We start from the raw sequence: 12,164 nt of genomic DNA on the forward strand, positions 1-12,164 counted from the left end.
GGGCTGTCCTATGAGCACGTTGCCGCGACCCTGCCGCAACTTGGCCTGACGCGCGGGCGGGTTGTGGCCTGTCATCTCGGCAACGGTTGTTCCATCAGCGGCATGATCGACGGAATAAGCCGCTGGACGTCGATGGGGTTCACACCGCTCGACGGATTGATGATGGGTCAACGTCCCGGACGGCTGGATCCCGGCGCGGTGCTGTGGCTTCTCGAGCAATTTGGCGGCGATGCCGCCGAGGTCGGCAATCTGCTCTATCACAAGAGCGGCCTGTCCGGCGTTTCGGGCATTTCCGGCGACATGCGGACGCTCCTGGCAAGCGACGAAGGCGATGCCGCCTTTGCCATCGAGATGTATGTCGACCGGCTTGTGGAGGAAATCGGCGCCGCGACGGCAAGTCTTGGCGGCATCGATGCGCTGGTGTTCTCCGGCGGCATTGGCGAAAACTCTGCGCCGATCCGCGCCGGCGCCTTGGCGCGGCTGGAATGGCTCGGCTTCAGCCTTGATCCCGCAGCCAATGCCGCCGGCGCCCAACGTCTGACCGCGCGCAACAGTGCGCGTCCGGCTTTCGTGGTCAAGGCCGATGAGGAACTGGTGATCGCCAAGGCGGTGGCGCATGCGCTCGCCCGATAGGTCTCGGCAACCCGTCAAGTGGGACCAGCATTGTCCCGCTCCCTTGGTGCCATGGGACCTTGCGCCGTGATCATTTTCAGGTTCAAATCTGTTTATGAGTGACGGTCAACCCAGCTTCACCCTTGGTGTCGAAGAGGAATACCTGCTTGTTGACCGCGACAGCTTGGATCTCGTGGCTGCGCCAGACTCCCTGATGGCGCAATGCGTTGAGGAACTTGAGGGGCAGGTCAGTCCTGAATTCCTGCAATGCCAGATCGAGGTCGGGACCAATGTCTGCAAGACTGTGGCCGAAGCCGGCGCCGATTTGGCCCATCTGCGCCGCGTCATCGCCCGAATAGCGGAAAACCATGGTCTGGCTCCGCTTGCGGTCTCCTGTCATCCGTTTGCCGATTGGCACAAGCAACACTTCACCGACAAGCAGCGATACCGCAAACTCGAACGCGATCTCGGCGGCGTCGCGCGGCGTATGCTGATTTGCGGCATGCATGTGCATGTGGGGCTGGACGACGATGAAACCCGCATCGACCTGATGGCGCAGTTCCCCTATTTCCTGCCTCATCTGCTGGCTCTGTCGACATCCTCACCCTATTGGAAGGGCGATGACACGGGGCTTAATTCGTACCGGCTCACGGTTTTCGACAATATGCCCAGAACCGGGCTCCCACCGCGGTTTTCATCCTGGTTCGAATACCAGCGATCCGTTCAGATCATCATCAACAGCGGCTTGATCGAGGACAGTACCAAGATTTGGTGGGACCTCAGGCCATCAGGGAGGTTTCCGACGCTCGAATCGCGCATTTGCGATGTCTCTCCGCGCCTTGACGACGCTCTGGCTCTGGTCGCTCTGACCCAATCGATCATGCATATGCTGTGGCGGCTGCGTACCAGCAACAAGCGCTGGCGGATCTATGACCGTTTTTTGGTGGGAGAAAACCGCTGGCGCGCTCAACGTTACGGGATGTCCAACGGACTGATCGACTTTGCCAAGGGAGAGGTCATCGACTTCGCTATCCTGCACCAAGAGATCATCGACCTCGTTCAGGAAGATGCAGAAGCGCTCGGCTGCTCGAAAGAGTTGCTGTCAACCCGGCGGATTGTTGAAAACGGTACAAGCGCTGATCGACAACGCTCGATCCATGCAAAAGCGATTGCCGCCGGAGCCAGCGCCAGGGAGGCTCAGAAAGAGGTCGTGCGATCGCTGATCAGCGAATTTACAGAAGGTCTGGAAAGCCACAGGCAACCTGACGCTGCCGCAGGGCAATCCGCCTGATACATATTACCTCGGCGCTTGCCTGGACGAGGTTCAGCGACAGCCTTTCCCTGCGTTTCTACGCAATTCCGGATTCCGGCTCCTGAAGTTCCGCCGCATCCGGTTCCCGCTTGACCCGGAAAACCGCCAGATACAGCGCTGGCGCAAAAAACAGCGTGATCAGGGTTCCGGCGATGATCCCGCCCATCATCGCGTACGCCATCGGCCCCCAGAAGATCTGTCGCGAGATCGGGATCAGCGCCAGACTGGCTGCTGCTGCGGTCAGCAGGATTGGCCGGGAGCGGGCGACCGAAGCCTGGAATACGGCATCCCAGGCCGCCAGGCCCTTTGCGCGCAACACCTCGATCTCGTCAATCAGAATGATCGAATTGCGGATGAGAATGCCGATCAATGCCAAAACCCCGAGGATCGCGACGAAACCCAGCGGCGCGCCTGACGGAACCAACGCGGCGACAACGCCGATCAGGCCCAAGGGCGCCACGCACAAGACCACGAAGGCCAGCCTGAAACTTTGCACCTGGATCATGATCAGGGTCAGCATGATCAGCACCATCAAGGGCACAACCGCCGCGATCGGGGCCTGGCTGTCGGCACTCTCGGCCACCGATCCACCAATCTCGACATGATAGCCAGAAGGCAAAGCCTTGCTGAAGGCGGCAATCCTGTCCTCCAGCGCAGCGACAATGGTTGCCGGCTGGTCGGCACTCGAAATTGCGGCCTTGACCGTAATCGTAGGCATGCGCCCGCGTTGGTTGATCACCGGCGGTTCGGTCTCGTAACTGAATGTCGCCACCGAGCGCAGCGGTATGGTCACCGAGCCGGAGCCGGAAAGCTGAAGGGTCTCCAACGCACCAACCGACTGCCGCGAAGCCGCATCGCCACGCCCGACAATATTGACCAGATAAGATGAATCGCGCAGTTGGGTGGCGGTCGCCCCATCATAGATGGCGTTCAGCGCGGCGGCGATATCACGTTGGGTTATGCCCAGTTGCCGCGCCTTGTCCTGCAGAATGTCCACCCGCACCACACGGGCGGGTTCATTCCAGTCCATGATGATGCCCTCAAGCCGGGAATCGGAGGCAACAACTGCGGTCAGTTCGCGGGCGTTGTCCCGAAGGGTCTCGATATCGGGCCCGGAAATCCGGTACTGCACCGGCCGCCCGACGGGTGGTCCGATTTCAAGCAGCTTGATGAAGACATCGACGCCGGGGAAATTGTTTCCGGCAATTTCCGAAAGCTCCACCCTGAGCGCGTCCCGTGCCTCAACGGACGGGGTCTGTATGACGATCTGACCGACATTGGGCGCCGGTGTCTCCACATCATAGGCGAGCAGGAACCGTGGTGCGCCCCGCCCGATATAGGACGACCAGAACAACACCTTGTCGTTGCCGTCGATCAGGGCTTCCATCCGGGTTATTTCGGCCGACGTCTCGGCAATCGAAGCGGTCTGCGGCAACGTGAAATCGAGGATAAGTTCCGGACGGTCGGAACTGGGAAAGAATTGCTGCTCGACAAACCGCATGCTGAACACGGAGAAAGCAAACAAGGCGATCGTCGCCCCGATGGTGATCCAGCGGTAGGTCATGGCGGCATTCAGAAGCTTTTGGAAGACTTTGCCCACGCGCCCCGGCTCGCCGCTGTGGTGCTTCATCTTGGCCGGCAGGAAGGTCACGCCCAGAAGCGGCGCGAACAGCACTGCCACGACCCAGGACACCAGCAGCGAAACCGCGATCACGACAAAAAGCGAGAAGGTGAACTCGCCCGCCGCTGAGGAATTCAGGCCGATTGGAATGAAGCCCGCGACCGTCACCAGTGTTCCCGACAGCATCGGGAATGCAATTGATGTCCAGGCGTAGGACGCCGACTTCGTAAGCGTTTCACCTTTCTCGAGACGAGAGATCATGGTCTCGATCGCGATCATCGCATCATCGACCAGCAGTCCGAGTGCAATGATGAGTGCGCCGAGCGAAATCCGTTGAAGCGTGAACCCGGCATAATTCATCACCACGAAGGTGATGGCCAGAACCAGCGGTATGGTCAGCGCAACGACAAGCCCGGCCCGAAGCCCGAGCGAAATAAAGCTGACAGCAAGCACGATCAGCACGGCTTCAAGCAGCGCCTGCAGAAAATGCCCGACAGCATCCTCCACCACTTTGGGCTGGTCGGCGACTTGATGGATTTCGACGCCGATTGGCAGTCTGGCCTGTTCCCTGGCGATCACGTCCTGCAACTCGACGCCGAAATCGACAATGTTGGAGCCTTGTCTCATGCCGACCGCCAATCCGACCGCATCTCTGCCGTTGTAGCGAAACAGCGCCGACGGCGGGTCTGTATAGGCCCTGCGGATCTCTGCAACGTCGGCCAGGCGAAAGAATCTGTCGCCGACGCGCAGATTGATGCCCTCGAGGCTTTCCGGGCCCGAAAACTGGCCGCCAATACGAATCAGCACGCGCTCCGGTCCGGTGTCGAACACGCCGGACGGCAAAATGGCGTTTTGCGCCGACAACGTCGCCTGGACAGCTTCCTGGTTAAGCCCGAGAGCGGCAAGCCGTTCGGTCGAAAACTCGAGATAGATCACTTCGTCGCGGGTGCCGAAAAGCTCGATCTTGCCAGCATCAGGCAGCGCCTGAACCGAACGGCGCACGGTCTCGGCATAATCACGCACTTCACGCGGCGAAAACCCGTCCGAAGTCAGAGCATAGAGATTGCCGAACACATCGCCGAAACTGTCATTGAACTGGAAGCCTGCAAACTCGGCAGGAAAATCGCCGCGGATATCGCCCATCATGTTGCGCACGCGCTGCCAGATCAGCGGCAGGTTCCTGGCTTTTGTCGTCGGCAGCAAATTGACATAGACGATGCTTTCGCCGGGCCGGGTGACCGAACGGGTGAAATCCAGTTCGTCGAGATCCTCAAGCTTTTTTTCGATCCTGTCGGTGACCTGCATCAGGGTTTCACGGGTGTCCGCGCCCGGCAGTGCCGCGGATATGATCATGGTCTTGATCGCAAAATTGGGATCTTCCTCACGACCGATGGAGACGTAGGAAAGAATACCCGCCACCAGCGAAACGATCATCAGGAACCATATGAGCGAACGGTGGTTGAGCGCCCAGTCGGAGAGATTGAATGTTTTCATTCCGACACACGCGGGCCGACAGCCTGCCCTTCTTCAAGTGAATGGATGCCCTTGAGGATCACCTCCTGGCCGGCGGTGAGCCCGCTGCTGACAACTGCGAATTCGCCGGCCGTACCGGCCAGTTTGACGGGCTTCAGGGAAACCTTGTTGGTCGCCCGGTCGACAACCCAGACAGCGGGCGGGTCAAGCAGCGCGGACCTGGGCAAAACGATATCCTTGTTCTGGCCACCGGCAGGCAAGACACGCGCCAGCGCCCCGAGCCGGAATTCCGCCGGTTCATTTTCCAAAGACAGATGAAGCCGGTAAGTCCGGGTGGTTTGCTCTGCAACTGGATCGATGCGTCTCAACACGGCATCCGCCATGATTGCTTGGCTTGCAAGCAGTGTGGCAGTAAACCGGTCGCCGGGTGCACGCAATGCGGCATCTGCTTCCGAGACATCGATCACGATCTCGCGCTCACCAACCGCGGAAAGCCTCAGGATTGCCTGCCCGGCGGTCAGTGTTGCGCCCGGCTCAGCGAATGTTGCCGTGACGACGCCATCATAGGGGGCTGTCAATGTCGCCAGATCCACCATATCGGCCGCGCGCGCCTGCGATGCCAGCGCCTGATCCAGTCGCGCCTGGGCAGACACCAACGCCCGCTCCGCATCCTCCAACCGCGTCGAGCTGCCCACGCCACGTTCGGCAAGAGTTTTGGCGCGCTCACGCGCATCTGTCGCCGATCGCAATTGGGCTTTGGCCACAGTCACGCCGGCATCTGCAGTGCGCAGATCGGAATTCAGGTCTTCGGTGTCGAGACGAGCCAGAACATCGCCTTTTGCGACCAGATCGCCCACATCGGCCGGACGGGTCGCAACCGTGCCAATCATCGGAAAGCCGAGCGCGGTTTCAGTGCGGGCGACGATTGTCCCGATGTAGCTTAAAGAAATGCCTGATTGCGGACCGACCAGCACGGAAACAACCGGGCGCGGACCTACTTCAGCCTGGACCGGATCCTCGGCCCTGACAGGCAAGGCCAGACCAAGGCTGAAAAGAACGATCGCAAGCCTCATTGGTCCGCTCCCGCACGGCGAACGGTGCGACCGGGATACAGCAATTGCGCGCCCTTTGTCACAATCCAGCTGCCGTCCTCAATACCATCGCTGAGTATAATCCGGCTGGTGTCATAACGATCAATCTCGACCGGTTGAAGCGAGACCTGCATGGTTTCCGGATCAACGTGCCAGACAGCTGGGCCTTCCGCCGAGGCGCTAATTGCGGAATAGGGCAGGTTCACCCGTGCCACTGCCGGGCGCGATGCGGTGCCACGTATCGGTTCGCCAAAACTCAGGCCATCGGGCGGGTTCACCACTTCCACGGTCACAGCAACGGTGCCGGTCGAAGGATTGATCAGCGGCGAAACCTCCGTGATCCGGCCCTGAAACTCAACCTCCGGCGAGGACAACCGTGACAGTGATACGCTGGAATAGCTTGCTTCACCGATCAACATGGCTTCCGGAACTTCGAAAACCGCTTCATATCCCTTGCCGAGCGCAAGCTCCATCGCGGTTTGTGCTGCCCCGATGATCTGGCCCGGCTCAACCATGCGGCTGATGACCGTGGAGGCGGACGGAGCGCGCAACACCGTGTCGGCGAGTGCCTTGGTTGCACGATCCCAATCGGCTTCGGCCTGCTCAAGCGCGCCTTCCGCCGTCCTGAGCGCATCATCGGCGGCATCCCGCGCCGCGCGGGTTGTCGCTCCGCTCGCCAGAAGCGCCTCGGCGCGCTGCAGGTTTTCAATGGTCTGGACGTGATCGGCCCGAGCCGTTGTCAATCCGGCTTCAGCCGTGCGAACTGCCAACTCCTGCTGGATCGAATCGAGGCGCGCAAGCGGCGCATTGGCCTCGATTTTTTCGCCCGGTTCCGCCAGAACTTCGATGACGCGCCCGCCAATCGGAAAAGCCGCCATCAGCGATTCTTTCGGGCGAATTTCACCGGTTAGCGAAAAGCTGCGCTGTTCGATGCCTTTCGAGGCAACGACTATCTCGACCGCCAACGGCGTCTCACTATGCGCGGGAGCAATACTTAAAACGGTAAGAACCGTTGTCCAGACAATGGCAAAACGTTTCAAAACAACTTCCGAACCTGATTGAAGGAAAGGAAGAGTATCTACTCCTTCACAATTGGCCGCACCAGACCAAAAGTTCCCGTCAGCCACGGTCATTGACAAATCGCTGTGAAATTTTCAGTTATGCGGCACCGTTTGTCGGGCGAAATTCGAGGCGCATACCGTGCCATCGGATCTGGCTCGCAACAAATTAAGGCACTAAGCTGATTTCGCTAGCTCCCGAATTGATCATTTTTGATTGCGATGGTGTCCTCATTGACAGTGAGGTGATCAGCGCTCGTGTGCTCATCGATGCGCTGGCAAGCGTCGGGGTGAAGGTCGATACCGCGCATGTGCAGACCCATTTTCTGGGTCGCAGCTGGGCCAAGGTCGCAGCCGAAATCCGTCACTCACACGGTTATCTTCCGGGAACGGATTTCGAGGAGAAGTACCGCACCGAACTTCTTTCCCGTTTCGAACGGGAACTGGTTCCGACCCTTGGCATCCAGCTGCTGCTTTCACAATTGACCACCAAGGCCTGTGTTGCGACGAGCAGTTCGCCGAAGCGGGCTTTGCGTTCGCTCGAGTTGACGGGACTGTCCGCCTTTTTCGGGACGCGGATCTTCACCGCCTCCGAAGTTGAAAAAGGCAAACCTGCGCCCGATTTGTTTTTGCATGCCGCCAGGCGCATGAATACCAATCCCGCCGCATGCCTTGTCATCGAGGATTCCCTGCCCGGCATTCAAGCGGCGAACAATGCCGGTATGCAGGTGTTGCGCTTTACCGGCGGCAGTCATCTTCAGGGGGCGAGCAAAGAGACGCTCACACTCGGTGGCAAAGTGCGGTGTTTTGACAAATGGGAGCATTTCTTTGAAATGGTGCCTCAAGCCAACAGGCAACCCGGCGGACGGATAGATACATGAGCATTGCGGGCGATCACGAAACCAGCCGTCTTGACGATGCAGCCCGCGCCGGCTGGCTCTATTACGTTGCCGGCAACACGCAAGACGAGATTGCCCGCAAGCTCGGCGTCTCGCGGCAATCCGCGCAGCGACTGGTCTCTCTTGCCGTCAGCGAGAAACTCGTCAAGGTCAGACTGGACCACCCGATTGCCAGATGCATGGAACTTGCTCATGGCCTGTCGGAAAAATTCGGCCTTGTCTCCTGTGACGTATCCCCGACCGATCCCGATGCGCCGGCGGCGCTGACAGGTGTCGCGCAACTGGCGGCCGGCGAAATAGAGCGGATACTGAAGTCCGATCATCCGAAAATCATCGCCCTGGGCACCGGGCGCGCCTTGCGCGCCTGTGTTGAACAACTGCCAAAAATGGATTGCCCGCAACACCGCATCGTCTCGTTGCTTGGCAACATGATGTCGGATGGCGCCGCAACGCCTTACAATGTGGTCATCCGCATGGCCGACAGGGTCAACGCCCGTCATTACCCGATGCCGTTGCCGGTTTTCGCCCGGTCCATCGAGGAAAAACAGTTGCTGCAGCAGCAGGAGGCAGTTCACAATATTCTCGAACTGGCGCGTCAGGCCGATGTCACCTATGTCGGCATCGGCAATATCGGAGATAATGCGCCCTTGCTGATAGACGGCTTTGTCAGCCGTGAAGAGATGCGCGCGCTCGTCAAGGCCGGTGGCATCGGCGAGATCACATCCTGGGTATTTGGCCGCAGCGGCAAGCTGATCGACGGACTGACCAATGACAGGGTGGCCAGCGCCGTCCTGCATGTTTCTCCGTCCAAACCAGTGATCGCGATTGCCGTAGGCATCCTCAAGGCTGAGGCAATTCTTGCAGCTATGCGCGGTGAATTGGTCAATGGGCTTATCACCGACGAAGCCACAGCGGAGCATTTGCTCAACCATTGAGCAAAACGACCAAGTCTTAAATATCTGATCCTGCTAGGTTAACTCCCTCAATGCCGCCTTCTGCGCAGGTGCAGCATCGATTCTGCATTGACTCTCGCCTAAGTCTGAGTGAATATTTGCCCGTCTAATAGGCATTTGCCCATATCGGGTATTGGGAGGAATTCATGAATAGATTTGCAAACGCGCTTCTGTGCGCGTCGGCGTTGTCGATGCTTGCCACGGCTGCGCTTGCTGAAAAGCTGACCATCGCCACCGTCAACAACGGTGACATGATCCGCATGCAGAAACTGACCGACGATTTCACCGCAAAGCACCCTGACATCGAACTGAACTGGGTGACGCTTGAGGAAAACATCCTTCGCGAACGCGTCACGACAGACATCGCAACCCAGGGCGGGCAATACGACGTGATGACCATCGGCACTTACGAGGTTCCGATCTGGGCGAAACAGGGCTGGCTATTGCCACTCGACGGTCTCGGCGACGATTACGACGTTGATGACATCATTCCTGCTATTGCAGGCGGTCTCTCCTATGAGGACAAGCTCTACGCAGCGCCGTTCTATGGCGAGAGCTCGTTCGTGATGTACCGCACCGACCTGATGGAAAAGGCAGGTCTGACCATGCCCGATGCCCCGACCTGGGACTTCATCGCGGATGCGGCACGCAAGATGACTGATCGTGAGAACGGCATCAACGGCATTTGCCTGCGCGGCAAGGCCGGCTGGGGCGAGAACATGGCCTTTCTGACCGCAACCTCGAACGCCTTCGGCGCGCGCTGGTTCGACATGGACTGGAATCCGCAATTCGACCAGCCGGCCTGGAAAAACACACTGCAGTCCTATGTCGACCTGATGAACGAAGCCGGGCCGACCGGTGCATCCTCGAACGGCTTCAACGAGAACCTCGCATTGTTCCAGCAGGGCAAGTGCGGCATGTGGATCGATGCCACCGTCGCCGCGTCCTTCGTGTCCAACCCCAACGACTCCACGGTCGCCGACAAGGTCAGCTATGCGCTGGCTCCCGATACAGGCCTGGGCAAGCGCGGCAACTGGCTGTGGGCATGGTCGCTCGCAGTGCCTGCAGGCACCAAGAATGCCGACGCGGCGCAAGCCTTTGTCTCCTGGGCCACATCCAAGGCCTATCTTGAACTCGTCGCTTCAAACGAAGGCTGGGCAAACGTACCTCCCGGCACCCGTCTCTCGCTTTACGAGAACCCGGAATACGCCAAGGTGCCCTTCGCCAAGATGACGCTGGACTCGATCAACGCGGCTGACCCGACCAATCCGACCGTCGATCCGGTCCCTTACGTCGGCGTGCAGTTCGTGGCCATTCCCGAATTCCAGGGTTTAGCCACCACGGTGGGCCAGTTGTTCTCGGCAGCTCTTGCCGGACAGATGTCGGTCGACGAGGCCCTTGCACAGGCTCAGTCTGTCGCAAAGCGTGAGATGACACGCGCCGGCTACATCAAGTAGCCCCTACCCTCCCGGGCACCTGACCGCCCGCATCAACGCGGGCGGTCAATTTCCTCAATGCAGACCCGGTCGAAAACCGAACGCAGGGAGAGCATCATGGCTACTCGTCAAACCCAAAGCCTCGCAAATATCATGCGGGCACCGGCGATCATCCTGTTGCTGATCTGGATGGTCGTGCCACTGGGAATGACCCTCTATTTCTCGTTCCTGAATTACAATCTCCTCAATCCCGCCAACACAAGCTGGGCAGGATTCTTCAACTATCGGTATTTCTACACCGATCCGGCTTTCTTCCAGTCGATCTGGAACACACTGGTCCTTGTCATCGGCGTTTTGTTGATCACCGTGATCGGCGGCATCGCCGTCGCCTTGCTGATAGACCAGCCGATGTTCGGCCAGGGCATAGTCAGAATTCTCGTGATCTCGCCCTTCTTCGTCATGCCGCCTGTCGCAGCATTGGTCTGGAAGAACATGATCATGAATCCCAGTTACGGCGTGTTCGCCGACATCGCACATTTTTTCGGCGCCGAGCCGGTGGACTGGTTCGCCCAGTATCCGCTGTTTTCGATTATCGTCATCGTCGCCTGGCAATGGCTGCCATTCGCCACGCTGATCCTGCTCACCTCGCTGCAATCACTTGACGGTGAACAGAAGGAAGCCGCCGAAATGGACGGCGCCGGTTTCGTCAGCCGGTTCATCTATCTGACATTGCCGCACATGGCCCGCGCCATCACCGTGGTGATCCTGATTCAGACAATCTTCCTGCTGGGCATCTACGCCGAGATCCTGGTCACGACGAACGGCGGTCCGGGTTATGCCTCGACCAACCTCGTGTTCCTGATCTATCGCGCAGCCCGTCTCAACTTCGACATCGGCGGGGGCGCCGCCGGCGGCATCATCGCGGTCGTTCTCGCCAACTTCGTCGCCTTCTTTCTGATGCGTGCCGTCGGCAAGAACCTGGATTAGGAGACAACCATGTCACGCGCAGTCACCACACGCACAAAGACCATCAATACGGCGGTCGCCTGGATTGTTGCCCTCGTGATCTTCTTCCCGATCCTCTACACGCTTATCACCAGCCTGAAGACGGAATCCGAAGCAATCGCCGGTTTCAACCTGATCCCTTCATTCACCTTCGAAAGCTACTTCGCCGTCCAGACCCAGAACGACTATTTCAAACCGTTCATGAATTCGGTCATTCTGGCGCTCGGCTCGACGGTCCTCGCACTGATCGTGGCAATACCTGCCGCCTGGGCCATGGCCTTCTCGCCGACCAAGCGCACCAAGGACATTCTCATGTGGATGCTGTCCACGAAGATGATGCCTGCGGTGGCGGTGCTGGTGCCGATCTACCTGATCTTCCTGCGCACAGGCCTGATGGACACCCGCATCGGCCTGACCGTCATGCTGATGCTGATCAACCTGCCGATCGTGGTCTGGATGCTTTACACCTACTTCCGCGAGATACCGGGAGAAATCCTGGAAGCCGCGCGCATGGACGGCGCGTCTCTGTGGAACGAGATTGTCTACATCCTCACCCCGATGGCCGTGCCGGGCATCGCGTCGACAATGCTGCTCAACATCATCCTCGCCTGGAATGAGTCGTTCTGGACGATCCAGCTCACCACCACCAACGCAGCCCCTCTGACCGCCTTTATCGCCTCGTTCTCAAGTCCGCAGGGACTGTT

The 12,164-nt window shown here is 59.1% G+C and carries 9 protein-coding genes and 1 pseudogene; 7 read left to right on the forward strand and 3 right to left on the reverse strand.

From position 1 onward, the window contains the following. Both ABJN75_RS06590 and ABJN75_RS06595 read left to right on the forward strand, forming a co-directional pair. A pseudogene (locus tag ABJN75_RS06590) lies at window positions 1-633 on the forward strand (acetate kinase); the annotation flags it as partial. Between the two features lie 94 nt (window positions 634-727). Beyond that, window positions 728-1,903 (forward strand): carboxylate-amine ligase, encoded by a 1,176-nt coding sequence (locus tag ABJN75_RS06595; RefSeq protein ID WP_348437976.1) that lies wholly within the window; start codon window positions 728-730, stop codon window positions 1,901-1,903. Between the two features lie 58 nt (window positions 1,904-1,961). On the opposite strand, the gene ABJN75_RS06600 is transcribed toward ABJN75_RS06595, so the two are convergent. Genes ABJN75_RS06600 through ABJN75_RS06610 form a run of 3 tightly spaced genes read right to left on the reverse strand, consistent with a single transcriptional unit; the run spans window position 1,962 to window position 7,074 of the window. Next, window positions 1,962-5,039 (reverse strand): efflux RND transporter permease subunit, encoded by a 3,078-nt coding sequence (locus tag ABJN75_RS06600; RefSeq protein ID WP_348437978.1) that lies wholly within the window; start codon window positions 5,037-5,039, stop codon window positions 1,962-1,964. Next, entirely contained in the window at window positions 5,036-6,091 is a 1,056-nt protein-coding gene (locus ABJN75_RS06605; RefSeq protein ID WP_348437980.1) for an efflux RND transporter periplasmic adaptor subunit, read from the reverse strand. The genes ABJN75_RS06600 and ABJN75_RS06605 overlap by 4 nt, the downstream gene beginning before the upstream one ends. Next, window positions 6,088-7,074, reverse strand: a complete 987-nt coding sequence (locus ABJN75_RS06610; protein ID WP_348437982.1) for an efflux RND transporter periplasmic adaptor subunit — start codon at window positions 7,072-7,074, stop codon at window positions 6,088-6,090. Before ABJN75_RS06610 ends, ABJN75_RS06605 begins: the two co-directional genes overlap by 4 nt. Before the next feature lie 296 nt (window positions 7,075-7,370). Between ABJN75_RS06610 and ABJN75_RS06615 the strand changes: the two genes are divergently transcribed. The 5 genes from ABJN75_RS06615 to ABJN75_RS06635 form a co-directional block, all read left to right on the forward strand. Next, complete coding sequence (locus ABJN75_RS06615) at window positions 7,371-8,048, forward strand: HAD family hydrolase (RefSeq protein ID WP_348437983.1); 678 nt, start codon at window positions 7,371-7,373, stop codon at window positions 8,046-8,048. Beyond that, window positions 8,045-9,001: a sugar-binding transcriptional regulator gene (locus ABJN75_RS06620; protein ID WP_348437985.1), complete on the forward strand. Its 957-nt coding sequence runs from the start codon at window positions 8,045-8,047 to the stop codon at window positions 8,999-9,001. Before ABJN75_RS06615 ends, ABJN75_RS06620 begins: the two co-directional genes overlap by 4 nt. Window positions 9,002-9,210: 209 nt before the next feature. Then, window positions 9,211-10,476, forward strand: a complete 1,266-nt coding sequence (locus ABJN75_RS06625; protein WP_348437990.1) for a sugar ABC transporter substrate-binding protein — start codon at window positions 9,211-9,213, stop codon at window positions 10,474-10,476. Between the two features lie 96 nt (window positions 10,477-10,572). Beyond that, window positions 10,573-11,442 carry a sugar ABC transporter permease gene (locus ABJN75_RS06630; RefSeq protein ID WP_348437987.1) on the forward strand — a complete coding sequence of 290 codons (870 nt, stop codon included), beginning with the start codon at window positions 10,573-10,575 and terminating at the stop codon, window positions 11,440-11,442. A gap of 9 nt (window positions 11,443-11,451) precedes the next feature. After that, window positions 11,452-12,164: carbohydrate ABC transporter permease (locus tag ABJN75_RS06635; protein ID WP_348437988.1), on the forward strand; the 713-nt coding region annotated here is incomplete at its 3' end.

Source organism: Hoeflea sp., assembly GCF_039975035.1.
Classification (GTDB): Bacteria; Pseudomonadota; Alphaproteobacteria; order Rhizobiales; family Rhizobiaceae; genus Hoeflea.

Excerpts from the sequence above, each read along its gene's own strand:
- ABJN75_RS06600 (WP_348437978.1), bottom strand. The coding sequence starts at position 5,039 with ATGAAAACATTCAATCTCTCCGACTGGGCGCTCAACCACCGTTCGCTC.
- ABJN75_RS06620 (WP_348437985.1), top strand. The coding sequence starts at position 8,045 with ATGAGCATTGCGGGCGATCACGAAACCAGCCGTCTTGACGATGCAGCC.
- ABJN75_RS06605 (WP_348437980.1), bottom strand. The coding sequence starts at position 6,091 with ATGAGGCTTGCGATCGTTCTTTTCAGCCTTGGTCTGGCCTTGCCTGTC.
- ABJN75_RS06630 (WP_348437987.1), top strand. The coding sequence starts at position 10,573 with ATGGCTACTCGTCAAACCCAAAGCCTCGCAAATATCATGCGGGCACCG.
- ABJN75_RS06625 (WP_348437990.1), top strand. The coding sequence starts at position 9,211 with ATGCTTGCCACGGCTGCGCTTGCTGAAAAGCTGACCATCGCCACCGTC.
- ABJN75_RS06595 (WP_348437976.1), top strand. The coding sequence starts at position 728 with ATGAGTGACGGTCAACCCAGCTTCACCCTTGGTGTCGAAGAGGAATAC.